Annotated in this window: 9 protein-coding genes; 6 read left to right on the plus strand and 3 right to left on the minus strand. The window is 63.2% G+C overall.

The genetic code is table 11. The features are described 5' to 3' along the window. Nucleotides 1-126 precede the first annotated feature (126 nt). Both htpG and CEJ45_RS25090 read right to left on the minus strand, forming a co-directional pair. Nucleotides 127-2,037 carry a molecular chaperone HtpG gene (htpG, locus tag CEJ45_RS05655; protein ID WP_088754209.1) on the minus strand — a complete coding sequence of 637 codons (1,911 nt, stop codon included), beginning with the start codon at nt 2,035-2,037 and terminating at the stop codon, nt 127-129. Nucleotides 2,038-2,150: 113 nt separating this feature from the next. Beyond that, on the minus strand, nt 2,151-2,612 hold the full coding sequence (locus tag CEJ45_RS25090) for a hypothetical protein (protein WP_241517283.1): 462 nt from the start codon (nt 2,610-2,612) through the stop codon (nt 2,151-2,153). On the opposite strand from CEJ45_RS25090, the gene CEJ45_RS05660 reads away from it, so the two are divergent. The 6 genes from CEJ45_RS05660 (at nt 2,593) to CEJ45_RS05685 (ending at nt 17,880) form a co-directional block, all read left to right on the plus strand. Further along, a complete protein-coding gene (locus tag CEJ45_RS05660; protein ID WP_241517284.1) occupies nt 2,593-4,128 on the plus strand; it encodes a TolC family protein in 1,536 nt (511 codons plus the stop codon). The genes CEJ45_RS25090 and CEJ45_RS05660 overlap by 20 nt on opposite strands. Beyond that, nucleotides 4,128-4,901, plus strand: coding sequence for an OmpA family protein (locus CEJ45_RS05665; protein ID WP_187697639.1), 774 nt, complete (start codon nt 4,128-4,130; stop codon nt 4,899-4,901). Before CEJ45_RS05660 ends, CEJ45_RS05665 begins: the two co-directional genes overlap by 1 nt. Then, nucleotides 4,898-6,271: an HlyD family type I secretion periplasmic adaptor subunit gene (locus CEJ45_RS05670; RefSeq protein WP_088754211.1), complete on the plus strand. Its 1,374-nt coding sequence runs from the start codon at nt 4,898-4,900 to the stop codon at nt 6,269-6,271. The genes CEJ45_RS05665 and CEJ45_RS05670 overlap by 4 nt, the downstream gene beginning before the upstream one ends. 127 nt (nt 6,272-6,398) lie before the next feature. Further along, complete coding sequence (locus CEJ45_RS05675; RefSeq protein ID WP_088754212.1) at nt 6,399-8,069, plus strand: biopolymer transporter ExbB; 1,671 nt, start codon at nt 6,399-6,401, stop codon at nt 8,067-8,069. A 29-nt stretch (nt 8,070-8,098) separates the two neighbouring features. Continuing rightward, entirely contained in the window at nt 8,099-9,802 is a 1,704-nt protein-coding gene (locus CEJ45_RS05680; RefSeq protein WP_088754213.1) for a peptidase domain-containing ABC transporter, read from the plus strand. A 167-nt stretch (nt 9,803-9,969) separates the two neighbouring features. Continuing rightward, on the plus strand, nt 9,970-17,880 hold the full coding sequence (locus CEJ45_RS05685) for a beta strand repeat-containing protein (RefSeq protein WP_088754214.1): 7,911 nt from the start codon (nt 9,970-9,972) through the stop codon (nt 17,878-17,880). Nucleotides 17,881-17,929: 49 nt separating this feature from the next. Here CEJ45_RS05685 and CEJ45_RS05690 read toward each other — a convergent pair whose 3' ends face one another. After that, on the minus strand, nt 17,930-19,426 hold the full coding sequence (locus CEJ45_RS05690; RefSeq protein WP_088754215.1) for an aminotransferase-like domain-containing protein: 1,497 nt from the start codon (nt 19,424-19,426) through the stop codon (nt 17,930-17,932). Nucleotides 19,427-19,590: the final 164 nt, after the last annotated feature.

Consider the following 19,590-nt stretch of genomic DNA (forward strand, 5'->3'; position numbering starts at 1 on the left):
AACCAGCCAGCATCGTGGCTGCAAGCCGATATGAATGAAAACGCCGCCTGCGGGAGTTCCCGCAGGCGGCGTTCCTGCCAGCCAGGCCATCACGGCCTGTCGGCATGGTCCGGCATATGAACGAACTTACTTGGCGGCCATGGCCAGCAGCATGTCGTTCAAGCGCTTGACGAAGCTGGCCGGATCGGCCAGTGCACCGCCTTCAGCCAGCAGGGCCTGGTCATACAGGATGTGCGACCAGTCGTCGAAGCGCGCCTCTTCGTATTTCAGGCGCTGCACCAGCGGGTGGTCCGGGTTGATTTCCAGCGTGGGCTTGGATTCCGGTGCCGCCTGGCCGGCTGCCTTCAACATGCGCACCAGGTTGCCCGACAGTTCGTTCTCGTCGGCCACCAGGCAAGCCGGGGAATCGGTCAGGCGGAAGGTCACGCGCACTTCCTTGGCCTTGTCGCCCAGGGCGGTCTTCATCTTCTCGACCAGTTCCTTGTACTCGGCTTGCGTTTCTTCGTGCTGCTTCTTCTCGGCTTCGTTCTCCAGCTGGCCCAGGTCCAGGCCACCCTTGGCCACCGAGGCCAGTTCCTTGCCCTCGAATTCGGTCAGGAAGGACAGCATCCATTCGTCCACGCGGTCGGTCAGCAGCAGCACTTCCACACCCTTCTTGCGGAAGATCTCCAGGTGCGGGCTGTTCTTGGCGGCCTGCCAGGTCTCGGCAGTGACGTAGTAGATCTTGTCCTGGCCTTCCTTCATGCGGGCCACATAATCGGCCAGCGAAACATTCTGCACATCGCTGTCATTGTGGGTGGAAGCAAAGCGCAGCAGCTTGGCGATGCGCTCCTTGTTGGTCGCGTCTTCGCCGATACCTTCCTTGAGCACCTGGCCGAACTCGGTCCAGAAGGTGGTGTACTTGTCCTTCTGCGCCTGGTCTTCGCTGTTGGCCAGCTCTTCCAGCAGGCTCAGCACGCGCTTGGCCGAACCGTCGCGGATGGCGCGCACATCGCGCGACTCCTGCAGGATCTCGCGCGAGACGTTCAGTGGCAGGTCGGCCGAATCGATCACACCCTTGACGAAGCGCAGGTACACCGGCATCAGCTGCTCGGCATCGTCCATGATGAACACGCGCTTGACGTAGAGCTTGATGCCGCCACGCTTGTTGCGGTCCCACAGGTCGAACGGGGCGCGCGCCGGGATGTAGAGCAGCTGGGTGTATTCGCTGCGGCCTTCCACGCGGTTGTGGGTATAGGCCAGGGGAGCGCCGAAGTCGTGCGAGACGTGCTTGTAGAACTCTTCATATTGCTCGGGCGTGACTTCCGACTTGCTGCGGGTCCACAGGGCGCTGGCCTGGTTGACCGTCTCCAGCTCGTCCTTCTGCACGGTTTCCTTCTTTTCCTCATCCCATTCTTCCTTGTTCATCAGGATGGGCAGGGAAATGTGGTCGGAATACTTGCGGATGATGGACTTGAGCTGCCATGCAGAGAGGAATTCATCTTCACCTTCACGCAGGTGCAGGATGATGTCGGTGCCGCGGCCCGGCTTGGTGATCTGCTCGATGGAGAAGTCGCCTGCGCCTTCGGATTCCCAGCGCACGCCTTCAGAAGCAGGGGTGCCGGCACGGCGCGTCTCGACCGTGATGCGGTCGGCGATGATGAAGCCCGAGTAGAAGCCCACGCCGAACTGGCCGATCAGGGCGGCGTCCTTCTGCTGGTCGCCCGACAGGCGCGAGAAGAATTCCTTGGTGCCCGACTTGGCGATGGTGCCCAGGTGCGAGATGGCCTCATCCCGGTTCATGCCGATGCCGTTGTCGGAGATGGTGATGGTGCGCGCCGCCTTGTCGAAGCTGATCTTGATCTTCAGTTCCGGATCGTCCTCGAACAGGCTGCCATTGTTGATGGCCTCGAAGCGCAGCTTGTCCGCCGCATCCGAGGCATTGGAGACCAGCTCGCGCAGGAAGATTTCCTTGTTCGAATACAGCGAGTGGATCATCAATTGCAGCAGTTGCTTGACTTCGGCCTGGAAGCCCATGGTCTGTTTTTCGGTTGCCATGTGGTTGTCCTTATTGAAGAAATGGATGAGTGAAATAGGCAGAGGTAATCGTCTGTGGGCAGGATATAGGGAGAGACTTGTGGTTTTTCAACCGCAATTTTTGTCATTTTTGATCAGTTCGTGAGTATTGCGGTATTTCCTGATGGCACGAAGTCAACAAGCTGACCATAATTGCCGGAGTTAACTTTTATCAAGTCAATTGAAATTAAACGATTTTTCCGGGTTATTTGTAATTGAGTTGCAATCCGCCGGTGATAAAATTGTTTTAACAAAATGGTAACAAATTCGATCAGGCTGATCGAACGGATGTACAAGCCGGAGCTCCCCCAAGAAAAAGAACAGGAGTGCCCCGGTTTGATGACGGGAATCGCAGAGGGCTGACGATTCTTTCCTGGGATGTGGGTTGGGTAGGGGAGGCCGGTGGGATACCGGCTGATCGTGTTGATGAGAGTTCTCAAGAGCAAGCGTTTCATACTGGGCGTTTCATTGGGCTTGGCCGCGCATTCTGCGCCCCAGGCGGCTGACAAGCCGCCGGCCGCTGGCGCCGCAGCCACCGTGCAAGCCACTCCGGCCACGCCGGGTTCCTTCGACAACAAACTGGATGCGCCGCCGCAGATCCGGCTGGGTGCCGATCCGGCCGGGCCAGCGGCGACGGACTATCGTCTGCCGGGTTTGCCGGCCGATACCCCGCCGCCCTCGACCCAGGATGAAATCCTGCTGTTGCTGCGCCAGTCCGATCCAGGTTTCTCGGGCAACCAGATCGTCCTGCCGCAGATCAGCATCGTCACCGAGGGTGAGCCGGTCCCGGACCTGAGCCTGCGCAGCGTGCTCGACCTTGCGCTCAACAACAGCTACAGCTACGCCGCCACCGCCGCGCAAGCCGACCAGGCACGCTATGCCTCCAAGGCGACGGCTGGCCAGCTGGGCCCGACCCTGGATGTGCGCGCGCAGAAGGGCAATGAATATTCTTCGCCGTCCTCGGTGATCGACCCCAATACCGGGCTGATCCAGCGCGCCTCGTACCACAAGCGCTGGGACGTGACCCTGATCGGCCGCCAGCCGATCTTCGCCCCCGGTTCGTATTACGACTACCGCAAGAGCAGCGCCCTGGCCGACGCCGCCGACCTGCGTCGCGACGACGCCCGCGAGACCCTGTATTACAACGCCATCAAGGCGTATTACGACGTCATGCGCGCCTATGCCACGCTGTCGTTCTCGCGCAGCTATGCCCAGCGCATGGGCGCCTTGCTGAATTACATGAACAAGCGCCTCGAAGGCGGGGGCGCCAGCCGTATCGACTTCGAGCGCGTGCGCGGCCGTTCGCTCACGGCCCAGTCCGCCGTGGCCGAGGCCGAAGGGGCGCTGGAAAGCGCCATGGTGTCGCTGAACCAGATCACCGGCCGCAAGATCGAGCAGATCGAAGTGCCGGACCACATGATGCCGACCGTGCCGGACACCTCCAAGCTGGCCCTGCAGGATGTCTACGAGACCAACCCCGGCGTGCGCGCCGCGCGGCGCGACGTGGAAGCGGCCAACCAGGAACTGAAGTCGGCGCGCGCCAAGTTCTCGCCCACGGTGGCCCTGGAATGGACCCAGACCAAGACCCGCGGTGCGGGCGGTGCCATCGATACCACCGACAACAGCCTGCAGCTGACCACCGACCGCCGCCTGATGATGGTGGTGAGCATGAACCTGCTCAATGGCGGCTCCGACCTGTATTACAGCAAGCAGGCCGGTGCCAAGTACGTGGAAAAGAGCAATACCGCGCTGGACCTGGAACGCAAATTGCGTGAGCAGATCGAGATCAATTACCGCACCCTGGGGGCGGTGAGAAAGCGCATGGAGATTTCGCGCCAGGCCTATTTGACCAATGCCAACGTGGCCGATGTCTTCCTGGAACAGCTCTCCACCGGCAGCAAGCAATTGCTGGACGTGCTGGACGCCTACCAGCAGGCCTACCAGGCGCGCATGGATTTTGCCAACCTGCTGTTCCAGCAGGCTGACCTGAGCTACCAGATCCTGCGCAACACCGGTCGCGCAACTGCACTGGAAACCCTGCCCACGCGGGCGTCGAACAAGACGGGGGAATGATGGAGGGCGGCAAGGAACAGAATTTCTGGCCAGGCTTCGTGGACGCGCTGTCCAACGTGGTGCTGGTGATGATTTTCGTGGTGGTGGTGTTCGTGGTGACGCTGTTCTACTACTCGCAGAAGCTGGCGCAGATGAAGGTCAGCAAGCTGATCTCGCAAGGCCAGGTGCAGGTCGTGGGTGAATCCAAGGCCAAGAAGACCGACACCATCGCCACCGCCGACAACACCAGTACCAACAGTGCCGAAACGCCCGGCGAGCGCGAGAAGGCGCAGGAGATCGAGCAGTTGAAGCGCGAAGTGGCCAGCCTCAAGGCCAAGCTGGCCGCGCCGCCCCTGCAGTCCGACAACGGCAGCCTGCGCAGCGCCGCCGCACCCTCCAGCCCCAATGCGATCCAGGTCAAGACCGAACCCAATGACAAGGAAGTCGCACCGGGCCTGCGCATCGATGCCAACGAAAAAGCGGTGACCCTGAACTTCGACGCCGACTCCACCCAGTTGAACGACGAAGGGTCCAAGGCGCTCGACAAGAGCATCGGCGACTGGGTACGCCGCGCCAAGTCCAGCCAGGGCAAGATCGTGGTCACCGGCGTCATCGGCAGCGGTGCCTACAGCGAGAGCCGGCGCCGCGCCTACTATCGCACCGTGGCGGTCCGCAACTATCTCATCGATGCCGGCGTGGACAAGGAGCGCGTGACCAGCCGCGTGGCCACCGATGAAAACGGCAGCGGCAATGACGCCCGCGTGATCGTGCAATACCAGGCCTCGGCAAAATGACGCTCTCGCTCAAGCCCGGCACCGGCCACGGGATCCGTTCCCGCAGCAAGGGCTTCATGCGCCGCGTGGCGCCGCGACTGGACCGTCGCCTGGGTGAGCTGCAGGCCATGCCACGCCCGCGCCTGGCGGTGCTGGCCTGCGCGCTGCTGCTGGCCTTGCTGGTGATCTGGTCGATGCTGGCCCCGATTGATATGGTGGTGCGCGGCAGCGGGCGCATCGTCGCCTCCGAACACAACCAGGTCATCCAGCACCTGGAAGGCGGCATCGTCTCGGCCATCCTGGTGCGCGAAGGCGCCGTGGTCAAGAAGGGCCAGACCCTGATCTCGATTGCCGACGTACGTGCCAATGCCGATCTCGGCGAAGGCCGTGTCAAGATCCTCGGCCTGCGCGCCAAGATTGCGCGTCTCTCGGCCGAAGCGGCCGGTGCCGCCAGCCTGCAGATGCCGGCCGACCTCGAGCGCGATGACCCCGCCGTACAGAGCGAGCAAGCCGCCTTTGCTGCGCGCTCTGCCAAGCTCATGCAGGAAATGTCGGTGCTGCGCGAGCAGGCCGCGCAACGCCAGGCCGAACTGGGCGAAGCGCTCAGCCGCCAGAAAAGCCAGGCCAGCGAACTGGACCTGGCGCAGCGCCAGTACAAGCTGATCCACAACATGCTCGAACGCAATGCCGCCTCGCAGCTGGAAGACATCCAGGCTGCCGCCCGCGTGCAGGACGCGCAGAGCAAGCTCTCGGCCAACGACGCCATGATCCCGCGCCTGAAAGCGGCCATCGCCGAATCGCAGGCCAAGATGGGCGAAGCGTCCTCGCGCTTCCGTTCGGATGCCCGCGCCGAACTCACTGCGGCGGAAACCGAACTGGCGCGCCTGCAGGAAGAAATCAAATCACGCAATGACCGCGTCTCGCGCTCGGAGGTGAAGGCCCCCATGGATGGCGTGGTCAACCGCGTCATGATCAATACCGTGGGCGGCGTGGTACGTCCGGGCGACCCCATCATCGAGATGACCCCCAGCGACGACAAGCTGGTCATCGAAGCCCGCATCTCTCCCACCGATCGCGCCGAACTGGCTGCCGGTGCCAAGGCGCGCGTGAAGGTCTCGGCTTATGACTATGGCGTCTACGGTGCCATGGAAGGCGTGGTCACCGAGATCAGCGCCGACACCGTCCCGGACGAAAACAATCCACGCGGCGAGCGCAGCTATCGCATCAAGATCGCCGTCCAGCGCGGTGATAGCGAACTGCAGCGCAAGCTGGCGCTGATGCCCGGCATGACCGCCAGCGCCGACATCATCGTCGGCCGCCGCACGGTGTGGCAGTACCTGATGTCGCCGCTGTCGCGCTTCGGCCAGGGTGCCCTGCGGGAGCCGCGATGAACTGCGCCGCCATCCCCGCAGCGACTTTTTGTTCGCCGCAAAGCTGCATCCAGCAAGGCTTTTCGGCGGTTGACGTTTTCTGCACCATCCACTTTCCCTGCGTTCTTTTTTCCGGAACATCGCACGTATGAAAAACCTTCGCCAGTTCTACGCACTTGCCGCCATCCCGACGCTCCTGCTGCTGTTGGGCGCTTTCCTGTTCCGGGGATTCGTGGGGCACGCGATCCAGATCAATCCCTTCCTGAACCTGTTCATCATCGCGGTGGCGGTGTTCGGTATCGGCTTGATCGTCTACAACCTCTATCGCGTCAACTGGGAATACGACAAGCTGATGCAGTTCTACGACCGCACCAAGGCGGGCGAATCGATGGAAAGCCTGGTCAAGGCCCCTGAATTCGAAGGCACCGAGATCGGCCAGGTGCTGGTGTCGGTGGCCAGCACCAAGGGCCGGCTGACTTCCCGTATCGAACAGGAAACCATCGAAGGCTCGCTGCACGACCTGCGCGCGCACCTCGATGCCAAGACCGAGTTCCCGCAATTCCTGACCGGTTTCATGATCGCGCTGGGCCTGCTCGGTACCTTCATCGGCCTGCTGGAAACCCTGGTCAGCACCGCTGCGCTGATCGATGGCTTCGGCAAGGCCAGCACCGCCGGCGACATGGATGCCTCCTTCATGCACCTGGTGGCCGACCTGCAAAAGCCGCTGGCGTCGATGGGTACCGCCTTCTCGGCCTCGATGTTCGGCCTGATCGGCTCGCTCGCACTGGGCCTGACCCTGACGCCGCTGCGTGCGGCCAGCAAGAAGCTGGTCACGCGCGCGCGCGAATGCATCAGCGACATGGTGCAGCACGTGGTGCACGACATGAGCGGCCCGGCGGCCACCCAGCGCCAGGGCGTGTCGGAAACCTTCCTCGCCGAATTCCTGCAAGATTTGATGGTGCTGCAGCGCGAATCCATCATGGCCGCCCGCAACAGCTCGGAAGCGTCGCTGCAGGCCGGCATCAAGCTTGAAGGCCTCAACGACCGCCTGAACAACATCGTCCAGCTCTTCAACGACAGCATGGAAGAATCGCGCAGCCTGCGCCAGCTGGTCGCCTTCGGCCCGCGCATGCACGAGACCGCGCAGCAGACGCTGGAAGAGATCCGCAACGTCGGCCAGTTGATCAACACCAAGATCACCTCGGCGCGCGATCTCTCCGACAGCCTGTCTTCGCTGGAAGAACGCCTCTCGGTCAACGGCGACATCGCCAACCGCACCTTCGAAGTGCTGCCGCAGATCGTCACCACCATCCAGGCCGGCCAGCTGGCGCTGTCGTCGGCGCTCAATTCGCTGCAGACCCAGCAGGGCGAAATTTCCAACATGAACGAAAAGAACGCGCAGAACATCGCGCAGCTGCCGGCACTGCTGAACCAGATTTCGGTGCGCCTGGCCGACGAGATGGGCGCCATCCAGTACCAGGGCGAACTGCAGGCCACCGTGGCGGCACGCCTGAACGAGCTGGGCAACACCATCGGCGAGAACTCCAGCAACATGGCGCGCGATGCACTCTCGGCACGCCAGCTGCAGATCGACCTGGCCAAGCACATGGCCACGCAGAACGACCGCGTCAAGAACCTGGGCGCCATCCCGCAATCGCTGACCTCGATCACCGAAGCGCTGATGCGCCAGAACATCAACTGGCAGACCGTCATCGAAGAAATGCGCATCGGCCGCCAGACCATGGTCAAGGACTTGCGCCTGGAACTGCGCGAAGCGATCCGCGAACTCACCGCGACCAATCGCGGCGGCCAGGCCTGATGCCGGCCTGACGACGATCACCGCGCACCATGAACGCCAGCGAACAGGTCCACATCGATCAGCCGCAAGTCCGTACGGACCTGCGCGCCGATCCCACTTACCTGACGCTGCTGCGCGCCTATGGCAGCCGCTTCGTCGAAATCATCGTAGCCGGCATCCTGGTCAACCTGCTGGGTTTGCTCATGCCGCTCTATTCGCGGCTGATCTACGACAAGGTACTGGGCAACCACATCCCGGAAACGCTCTGGGCGCTGACGCTGGGCATGCTGCTCTTCATCGGGCTGGAGCTGGTGTTGCGCATCATCCGCGTGTATTACACCGAGCAGCTGGCCGGTCGCCTGGATGGGCAATTCGATGAGGTGTCGGCACGCCGTCTGCTCACGGCCAAGGTGCAGGCGCCGGTGGGCGTGGTGCTGGCGCGCTACCGTGATCTCTCGGCCGCACGTGACCTGCTCTCGTCGAACTACATGCTGCTGCTGGTGGACCTGCCTTTCCTGGCGTTGTACCTGGTGGTGCTGGGCTTGATCGGCGGCCACATGGTGTGGGTACTGCTGGTAGGCGGCGGGCTGCTGGTGGGCATGCAGCTGCTGCTCAAAGTCCCGGCCAATGATTATGCGCACGCGGCCATGAAGGCCGGTACCGGCAAGGTCGATAAACTGGCCAGCATCGTCTACGGCATGGAGACGCTCAAGACCACCCCGCTGCAGGACCGCCTCATGCGCGCCTTCCTGGCCGATGCCGGCGCCAATGCCGTGGCGCAGGCCAAGAGCCGCTTCTGGATGAATACCAGCTATGCCATTTCTACCGTGGGCTATACCTTCATCTCGGTGGCCACGCTGGTGGTGGGCGTCTATCTGGTGGAGGACAACCTGCTCACCGTCGGCGCGCTGATTGCCTGCTCGCTGCTGATCAGCCGCGCCACCACGGTATTGTCGTCGCTGGCGGCACTGCTGGGCCGCATCGAGATGTTCCGCCGCGCCCGCGCCGAATTCGACCAGCTTTTCGAAGAGCAGGAGCAGACCCCGACCGCCGATGTACTGCGCCAGGAAATGCGCGGCCTGATCCAGGTCGGCAACCTGCTGCTGCACCTGGACCAGAAAGAAAACGCCACCCTGAAGAACATCTCGCTGACCATCCAGCCTGGCGAGAAAGTCGGCCTGGTGGGCCGCTCGGGCTCCGGCAAGTCCACGCTGCTGCGTGCCCTGGCCGGCCTGCACAAGCCCGATGAGGGGCATGTCCTCATCGATGGCGTGGCCGTGACGGCCTATGCGCCCGAGGTACGCATGCGCTGTATCGGTTTCAAGCCGCAGGAACCCTTCCTCTTCGATGGTACGGTGGCGGCCAACATTTTCGTGGGTGACCGCGTGCCGGGGCAGGTCTACGAAGCGGCGCTGGCGGTGTCTTCGCTGGATGACCTGATCGCGCGCGGCGAGCTGCGCCTGGACCAGGCCATCAAGGCGCCCGGCAATCTCTCCGGTGGCCAGCGCCAGATGGTGGCCCTGGCGCGCGTGATTGCCTGCACCCCGCGCATCCTGCTGCTGGACGAACCGACCACCGGCGTGGACCAGCAGACCGAGGCCCGCATCATCGAGCGGCTGGCGGCCTATGCAGGCCCGCGCACGCTGGTGGTGGCCACCCATAGCCCGGCGCTGTTGCGCCACGTGGACCGCATCATCGTCATCGATGGCGGGCGCATCGTGGCAGATGGACCGCGCGACCAGATTTTGCAGTGATCCTGCCTGGCAGGTTCACCTTGAACCAGATCCAGATTTTGATTCAGATTCAGATTCAGATTCAGATTCGACATCCGAACCATCTTCGATAGCGAGGAAACATGGCAACCGCAAGCTCATCACAAGCGAACTCCGCGGACAAAGTGGCAGGACCCGTGCGCGTGGTCATGCCCGACCAGGCCGGCAGCTTCCAGGTCAGCGCCAACCGCGCGGCCGTGCAGCACGTGCAGGTGGTCGATGTGGACATGGTGCTGCACATGGCCGATGGCACCAAGGTGGTGCTGGCCGGCGGTGCCATGGAGGCCATGGACGACAAGTCCAAGGTCAAGTTCAACGACATCAGCGCCGATACCGGCAAGCTGCTCGATACCGTCGGCAAGATCTCGCTCAAGCCCAATGATCAGTCGCGGGTGCTCAATTCCGATCCGGTGGTCGCCCCGCCCAACGTGGCACCGGCCCAGCAGGTCACGGTGGACCGCAACTCGGCCAGCATCGGCAATGAAGGCGCGACCCAGTTCGCCCAGATCATCAGCGACAATTCAGCCTCGCTGACCACCAGCAGCGGCACGTCCAAGTCTTCCACCTCGGCCGGCGCGGTCGTCGGTGGCGATACCACCCACACCACCGTCGGGGCCACGGCAGCGGCCGCGCAAAACCTGGTGTCCAATACGCCTCCGGTGTTTTCGCCCCAGATCAATCCGAATTCCAATGATGCGCCGGTCAAGCCGACCGAACCGCAGCTGCCACCGGAACGCCCTGGTACCAAGCCCTCCACCATTGTGGTCGATCCGTCCCAGCCGTCCATGGCGATCAAGCTGGTCAACCTGGCCACCACCACACAGACCGGCGACACGCTTTACGGCAGCGGCGGCATTCCTGTCTCGGCCACGGATGCGGGGCTGCCCTTGCAGTTCAGTACCCAGGTCATCAATGCCCCTGACAGCGTGCGTACCATCTACGCGGCAGGCAACAATGCCGGCACCTTCATCAAGGTCTTCGATGTCACCATCACCGGCAACGGTACGGTGCTGTCGGTGACGGTCTCGGGCGTGCCGGCAGGCATGACCATCGTCAACGGCACCGACCTTGGTGGCGGACGCTTCCAGATGACGGTGGCTGCCGGCCAGACCGACTTCCCGATACAGTTCCAGTACAGTACGGTGGAAGCCAATTCAGCCTCACCGGTACACCAGGCCTTCGACCTGAGCTTCAGCACCGTCGTGGCCACCTCCAATGGCCAGCTCACCCTCAACGATACGCGCCATGTGGCCGTCAAGGATGCCACCGCCTATGGCGACCTGAGCTACCTCGATCCGGCCACCGGCGACCCGGTGCTGGTGCTGCCGGCCCAGGGCCTGCCGCACGAGATCCATGCCGGCAACGGCGGCGTGACCGTCTATGGCAGCAATGCCAATGACCTGCTCTACGGCGGCAGCGGCAACGACGTGCTCATCGGCGGGACCGGAAATACCTTCTTCCAGGGCGGGGCCGGGGCCGACCAGATCGTGGGCGGCGTCAACAGCACCGGCACCAACGTCAACACCGCCAGCTATGCCGGTTCCTCGGCCGGTGTGACGGTCAACCTGGTGACTGGTGCCGGCACCGGCGGCGATGCCCAGGGCGACCAGCTGAGCAACATCCAGAACCTGCGCGGCAGCGCCTTCGACGATACCTTCGTGGCCAATGCAGCAGTCAACCGGCTCGACGGTGGCAGCGGCGGGTCCGATACAGTGTCGTACACTTCATCGAACAGTGCCGTAACAGTCAACCTGGTCACCGGCACCGGCACCGGCGGATACGCGCAGGGCGACACCTATACACATATCCAGAACGTCATCGGCAGCGACTACAACGACGTCTTTGTCGCCAGTGGCGAGGCCAATCGTTTCGATGGCGGGCTGGGATCCAACACGGTGTCCTATGCCAGCTCCAACGCCGGGGTGAACGTCAACCTGCAAAGCGGGGTGGGCAGCGGCGGGGCGGCGGCGGGTGACAGCTACGTGCGCATCCAGAACATCATCGGTACCGCCTACAACGATACCTTCGTGGGCAGTGCGGACGTCAACAGTTTCGATGGCGGCAGCGGCGGCAGCGATACGGTCAGCTATGCCGGCTCGACGGCCGGGGTGTCGATCAACTTCGTCTCCGGACGCGGCACCGGTGGCTATGCCGAGGGCGACAGCTACAACCACATCCAGAATGCGATCGGCTCAGCCTTCGATGACGTCTTCATCGCCGGTGTGGACAGCGTGCACTTCGACGGTGGCAGCGGTGGTTCCGACACGGTGAACTACGGGGCCTCCACCGGTGCGGTCACGGTGAACATGATCACCATGAGCGGCAGCGGCGGCTACGCCCAGAACAATACCTACACCAACATCCAGAACATCGTCGGCAGCTCCTATTCCGACACCTTCATCGCCAGTGCTGCCGCCAACAATTTCAACGGCGGACTGGGTGGCTCGGATACGGTCAGCTACGCCAGTTCCAACGCCGCAGTCACGGTCGACCTGACCCATACGGACGGCACCGGCACCTTCGGCGGCTATGCCCAGGGCGATGTGCTGGCGCATATCCAGAACCTGATCGGCAGCGCCTACAACGATACCTTCATCGCCAGCGCCGACGTCAACAATTTCAATGGCGGCGGCGGCTCCAATACGGTCAGCTACATCTTCTCGACCGGTGGCGTGACGATCGACCTGACCAATGCGATTGGCACCGGCACCGGCGGCTACTATGCCGCAGGCGACTCCTTCAGCAACATCCAGAACCTGATCGGCAGCGCCTACGACGACACCTTCGTGGCCAGCGCCGACGCCAATACCTTTGATGGCGCGGGCTCCAACCACAACCGCGTCAGCTATGCCGCCTCCACCACCGCAGTGACGGTGGACCTGAACTACGCCGACGGCACCGGCACCTCCGGCGGCTACGCGCAGGGCGACAAGCTCTCCAACATCCAGGACCTCACCGGCGGGGTCGGCAACGACACCTTCGTGGCCAGTGCCGCGGCCAACAACTTCGACGGCGGGGCCGGGTCGAACCGCGTCAGCTATGCCGCATCGAACGCGGGCGTCATCGTGGACCTGGTATTGGGCAGCGGCAGCGGCGGCTATGCCGACAACGATACCTACGTCAACATCCAGAACGTCACCGGCAGCACCGCCAACGACACGTTCATCGCCAGCCTGGCCGCCAATGATTTCGTCGGCGGAGGCGGCACCAATACGGTCAGCTATGCCAAGGCCAGCGACGGCAACGGCGTCATCGTGGACCTGTTCCATGGCACCGGCAGCAACGGTTTTGCGGGTGGTGATACCTACAGCGGCATCCAGAACGTGATCGGCTCGGCCTACGACGACACCTTCATCGCCGACAGCAACACCAATGTCTTTGCCGGCGGGCTCGGTTCCAATACGGTCAGCTACGCCTTCTCGACGGCAGCGGTGACCGTCAACCTGGTCACCGGCAGTGGCAGCGGCGGCTTTGCCGCAGGCGACACCTACACCGGCATCCAGAACGTGGTCGGCTCCTCGCTGGACGACCTGATCATCGCCAGCAGCGAAGCCAACAGCATCGATGGCGGCACCAGTACGGCCAGCTCGCACAACCGCGTCAGCTATGCCAGTTCGGATGCGGGCGTGACGGTGGACTTGAACTTCACCAATGGCAACGGTACCTCCGGCGGTTACGCCACCGGCGACAAGCTCGCCAACATCCAGGATCTCACCGGCAGCGGCTTCGACGATACCTTCGTCGCCAGCCTGGCGGCCAACAACTTCGACGGCGGCGGCTCCTCGCACAACCGGGTCAGTTATGCCAGCTCCAACGCGGCCGTCACGGTGGACCTGAATTTCACCAACGGTACCGGTACCTCGGGCGGCTATGCGGCCGGCGATACGCTGACCAACATCCAGGACCTCACCGGCAGCAGCTTCGATGACACCTTCGTGGCCAGCAATGCGGCCAACCGATTCGATGGCGGCACCAGCACGGCAAGCTCGCACAACCGCGTCAGCTATGCCAGGTCGGATGCGGGCGTGGTGGTCGACCTGAACTCCACTGACGGCACCGGTACCTCCGGTGGCTATGCAGCGGGCGATACCCTGGTCAACATCCAGGACCTCACCGGCAGCGACTTCAATGACACTTTCGTGGCCAGCGCTGCCGCCAACAATTTCGAGGGCGGTGGCGGGACCAACACGGTCAGCTATGCGCGCGCCAATGACGGCGTCGGCGTCACCGTGGACCTGTTCCAGCACGTGGGCAGCAACGGTTTTGCGGCAGGCGATACCTACAGCAACATCCAGAACGTCATCGGCAGCAGCTACGCCGATCTCTTCATCGCCGACAACAACGTCAACAGTTTCACCGGTGGCGGTGGTTCCGATACGGTCAGCTACGTCAATTCGACAGCCGCGGTCACGGTCGACCTGGCCGGCGGAACCGGCACCGGTGGCTTCGCCCAGGGCGACAGCTACAGCGGTGTCCCCAACGTCATCGGTTCTTCCTTCAACGACACCATCCTGGCCAGCAGCGTGGCCAATGTCATCGACGGCAGCGGCGGTACGCACAATCGCGTGAGCTATGCCAGTTCGGATACGGGCGTCACGGTGAATCTGAACTTTACCGATGGCACCGGCACCTCGGGCGGCTACGCGGCCGGTGACAAGCTTTCCAACATCCAGGACCTGACCGGCAGCGCCTTCGACGATACCTTCGTGGCCAGCAGCGTGGCCAACAACTTCGACGGCGGCACCGGCACCCAGCACAACCGCGTGAGCTATGCCAGCTCCGACGCGGCCGTCACGGTGGACCTGAACTTCACCAACGGCAACGGCACCTCGGGCGGCTATGCCACCGGCGATACGCTGACCAACATCCAGGACCTGACCGGCAGCATCTACGACGATGTCTTCGTCGCCAGCGCCTTGGGCAACCGTTTCGACGGTGGTACCGGCTCGCTGCACAACCGCGTCAGCTATGCCAATTCGACCGCCGGCGTGGTGGTCGACCTGAACTCCACTGACGGCACCGGTACCTCCGGTGGCTATGCAGCGGGCGATACCCTGGTCAACATCCAGGACCTCACCGGCAGTGACTTCAACGACACCTTCGTGGCCAGTGCCGCCGCCAACAATTTCGAGGGCGGTGCCGGGACCAATACGGTCAGCTATGCGCGCGCCAATGACGGCGTCGGCGTCACCGTGGACCTGTTCCAGCACGTGGGCAGCAACGGTTTTGCGGCAGGCGATACCTACAGCAACATCCAGAACGTCATCGGCAGCAGCTATGCCGATCTCTTCATCGCCGACAACAACGTCAACAGTTTCACTGGTGGCGGTGGTTCCGATACGGTCAGCTACGTCAATTCGACTGCGGCGGTCACGGTCGACCTGGCCGGGGGAACCGGCACCGGTGGCTTCGCCCAGGGCGACAGCTACAGCGGTATCCCCAACGTCATCGGTTCGTCCTTCAACGACACCATCCTGGCCAGCAGCGTGGCCAATGTCATCGACGGCAGCGGCGGCACGCACAACCGGGTCAGCTACGCCAGCTCCAACGCGGCCGTCACGGTGGACCTGAACTTTACCGATGGCACCGGCACCTCGGGCGGTTATGCGGCCGGTGACAAGCTCTCCAACATCCAGGACCTGACCGGCAGTGCCTTCGACGATACCTTCGTGGCCAGCAGCGTGGCCAACAACTTCGACGGCGGCACCGGCACCCAGCACAACCGGGTCAGCTATGCCAGCTCGAACGCGGCCGTCACCGTGGACCTGAACTTTGCCGACGGCTCCGGTACCTCGGGCGGCTATGCCACAGGTGATACCCTGACCAACATCCAGGACCTGACCGGCAGCATCTACGACGATGTCTTCGTCGCCAGCGCCCTGGGCAACCGTTTCGACGGCGGTACCGGCTCGCTGCACAACCGCGTCAGCTACGCCAGTTCCAATGCGGCGGTCACGGTGGACCTGAACTTTACCGATGGCACCGGCACCTCGGGCGGCTATGCGGCGGGCGACACCCTGGTCAATATCCAGGACCTCACCGGCAGCAACTTTGACGATACCTTCATCGCCAGTGCCGCCGGCAACGCGCTCGAAGGCGGCCTTGGCTCCAATACGGTCAGCTACGCCCGTTCGACCAGCAGCAATACCACCGGCGTCACGGTGGACCTGAGCGCGGGCACCGGCTCGGGCAACTTCGCCCAGAACGATACCTACAGCAACATCCAGAACGTGATCGGCAGCGACTTTGCCGATACCCTGACCGGCTTTGCGACCCCAGGCGTCTCCTCGGTACTGACCGGTGGCAAGGGCGCCGACAGCATCACGGCGGTGATCGCCAACCGGGCCGACACGTATGCGTCCTACGCAGGTTCCACAGCGGGCGTGAGCATCAACCTGCAGACCGGCGTGGGCACGGGCGGCGATGCTGCCGGTGACCGGCTCTACAATATCGACAACCTGATCGGCAGCAGCCTCAGCGATACTTTCTTCGCCAGCGTCAATGCCAACAAGCTCAATGGCGGCGCGGGTGGTTCCGATACGGTGAACTACTCGCTCTCCACCAGTAGCGACGGCACCACTGGCGTGACCGTGAACCTGTCCACGGGGGCGGGCAGCGGCAACTACGCGCAGGGTGATACCTACGTCAACATCGAGAACGTGGTCGGCAGCGCCTTCAACGACACCCTGACCGGTTTCGCCACGTCCGGTACCCAATCGGTGCTGGAAGGCGGCGGTGGTGCTGACACCATCACGGCGGCTCTCACCAATCGTGGCGCCACCTATGCGTCCTATGCCGGTTCGGGCTCGGCGGTGACCATCGATCTCCAGAATGGCACCGGCACCGGCGGCGATGCACAGGGAGATACCCTGGTCAACATCGACAACGTCATCGGCAGCGCCTTCAATGACCTCTTCAAGGCCAGTACCCAGTTCAACAAGTTCGATGGCGGCAGTGGCGGGGTCGATACGGTGAGTTACGAGTACGATACCGGTGGCGTGACGGTGGACCTCACCAACACCATTGCCGCCATCGGCGCCTATGCGGCCGGTGATACCTTCACCAACATCGCCAACCTCATCGGCGGCTCCGGCAACGACACCTTCTATGCCAGCAGCGTGGCCAACAGCTTCAACGGCGGGACGGGCAACAACACGGTCAACTACGCGCGCTCGGGCAGCACGCCGGTCGTGGTGGACCTGTTCCACGGCACCGGCAGCGGCGGCTACGCGGCGGGGGATACCTACGTCAACATCCAGAACGTCACGGGCAGTGCCGGCAGCGATACCTTCTACGCCAGCAGTGCGGCCAATACCTTCAACGGCGGGGCCGGGGGCAGCGATACCGTGAGCTACCTGTATTCGATCAGCGGGGATATCAACGCCAGCCTCGCATCGGGCAGCGGCAGTTCGGGTGATGCCAGCGGCGACATCTATATCGGCATTGCCAATCTGGAAGGCAGCGCCAGCGTCAACAGCACCCTGACCGGCAACGGCGGGGCCAACATCCTTTCCGCACGCGGCACGGCCACCACCAACGTGCTCAGCGGCGGTGGGGCGAGTTCAGGGACCGATGTGTTCAACGTGGTCGATGGCGGCACCAATACCGTCACGGTCGGCAGCGGCAACAACCTCATCAACGTCAGTGCTGGTTCGCACAGTGCTGGGGGCGCGCAGAGCGACATGGTCAACCAGACCACCGGCACCTCCAATATCAACAGCATCAGCGGTGGCGCAGGTGTGACGACGCTGCACTTTGCCGACCTGGGGTCCACACTGAACCTGAGCAATTTCTCCAGCAAGGTCACCGGCATCACCACGCTGGATGTGAGTGCGGGTAGCGGCACCAACGTGATCATCACGGCCGATGATGTACGTCAGATGGGCATGGCGGGTACTGGCATCTCCAAGATCCTCACGGTCAAGATGAGTACCTCCGAGAGCTTGCAGATCATGGCCAACGGCTCGGACCACTACGTCTACTTCCCCGGTTCGACCGACTATGCCTTCTACAACGCCAGCAACCAGGAAATCGCCCGCATCCACCTGGTGACGGCCTGATGCGCTGATGCGCTGACGGCCTGAGGGGCAAGCACAGGAAGGGCGATGGTTACCGATCCATCGCCCGTTCCAGGAAGCGCCAGATGCCGGGGTCCGACATCCCGGCCACGTTGATGCGCATGCGGGTGGAGGGCAGCTGGGCGGGGGAGAACAGGCTGCCCGGCGCCAGCAGGAATCCTTCTTCCATTGCCTCTTCGGTCAGCACATTGGTATCGCGGCCGGTCTCCACCCACAGGAACATGCCACAGGGGGGCGGGTCGCCCACCTCCATGCCCATGCGCTCAAGCTGGCGCATCACCTTGTCGCGCGCACCGTTCAAGCGTGCGCGCAGGCGTTCGGCATGCTTGCGGTAGTGCCCTTCGGAGAGCACCCGGTAGGCTATCCGCTCGCCGATCTCGCCCGTCGTGAGGGTTGAGAGCAGCTTGCGGTCAGCCAGGCTGCGCGCCAGTTCGGCCGAGGTGGCGATGAAGCCCACACGCAGGTTGGCCGAGAGCGTCTTGGAAAATCCCCCCAGGTAGATCACCCGCTGCAGCTGGTCCAGCGCCGCGATGCGTGTGGCCGCCTGTACCGCCGAGCCCGGATGCATGTCGCAATAGATGTCGTCCTCGACGATGATGAAGTCATTTTCCTCGGCGATGCGCAGCACCTGGAACGCCTTGGCGGCCGACAGGGAAGTGGAGGTCGGGTTGTGCAGCACCGAGTTGATCACGTACAGCTTGGGCTTGTGGATCTCCGCCAGTTCGCGCAACTGGGCGATGTCCGGGCCGTCAGCCAGGCGCGGGATGCCCACGATCTTCGCACCCAGCGCCGCAAAGGAACCGAACATCAGGAACCACGCAGGATCATCCACGAACACCACATCCCCCGGCCGCAGGAAATGCCGCGCCACCGTATCGATGGCTTGCGTCACGCCCGTGGTCAGCACGAACTGCTCGGGTGCTGCGGCGATCTCCAGTTCGGCCAGCTTGAGCTGCAACTGCTGGCGCAGCGGCAGGAATCCCAGCGGCGTGCCATAGCCCAGCAGCAGGGAAGGATTGTCGCGGCTGATGGCGCGCAGGGCATTGGCGATCAGTTCGCCGTCGAGCCAGTCCGGCGGCAGCAGGCCGCCTCCGGGCATCTTGTGCGGCGGCATCTGGCGGAACATGTTGCGTACCAGCCAGACCACATCCAGTCCGCGCTCGGCCTCGGCGACCGCTTCGGCCTGTGCGGCCATGTTGCCGTAGCCGTTGGCAATGGCCACCCGCTCCTTGACGTAGAAACCCGAGCCCCGCCGCGACTCCAGGTAACCCTGCGCCACCAGCCGGTCAAAGGCTTCCACCACCGTGAAGCGCGAGATCTCATGGGCATCGGCAAACTGCCGGATCGAGGGCATGCGCGCGCCGCCCCGCAGCAGCTTGTCGTCGATGCGCGCGCGCACGCCGCGCACGATCTGCTCCACCAGGGATTCGCCGCCCTCGCGAATGAGCAGGGGCCAGCCGGGCAGGCCGCTGTCAGGGACAACTGTCTTGGCGGGGATGCTGCGCAGATGCTTGACTGTATTGGTCATTTTACCGTGACAATGTTTGAAACTATTTGGAAAAGTGTATAGGTACTGTACTGGTATTGTCGGCTAGGATATCAGCCAATGCAAGAGTAAGTGGCCTGGTGGAAATGCGCTGGACTGCGCTGCGATCACTGCTCTTGTTTCGCATCTTTTCGAGGAGACCATCG

Origin of the sequence: Herbaspirillum aquaticum (assembly GCF_002213425.1) — a bacterium.
GTDB lineage: Bacteria > Pseudomonadota > Gammaproteobacteria > Burkholderiales > Burkholderiaceae_D > Herbaspirillum > Herbaspirillum aquaticum.

Coding starts and splice junctions, on each gene's coding strand:
- htpG (WP_088754209.1), bottom strand. CDS start 2,037: ATGGCAACCGAAAAACAGACCATGGGCTTCCAGGCCGAAGTCAAGCAA.
- CEJ45_RS05665 (WP_187697639.1), top strand. CDS start 4,128: ATGGAGGGCGGCAAGGAACAGAATTTCTGGCCAGGCTTCGTGGACGCG.
- CEJ45_RS05670 (WP_088754211.1), top strand. CDS start 4,898: ATGACGCTCTCGCTCAAGCCCGGCACCGGCCACGGGATCCGTTCCCGC.
- CEJ45_RS05675 (WP_088754212.1), top strand. CDS start 6,399: ATGAAAAACCTTCGCCAGTTCTACGCACTTGCCGCCATCCCGACGCTC.
- CEJ45_RS05680 (WP_088754213.1), top strand. CDS start 8,099: ATGAACGCCAGCGAACAGGTCCACATCGATCAGCCGCAAGTCCGTACG.
- CEJ45_RS05685 (WP_088754214.1), top strand. CDS start 9,970: ATGCCCGACCAGGCCGGCAGCTTCCAGGTCAGCGCCAACCGCGCGGCC.
- CEJ45_RS05690 (WP_088754215.1), bottom strand. CDS start 19,426: ATGACCAATACAGTCAAGCATCTGCGCAGCATCCCCGCCAAGACAGTT.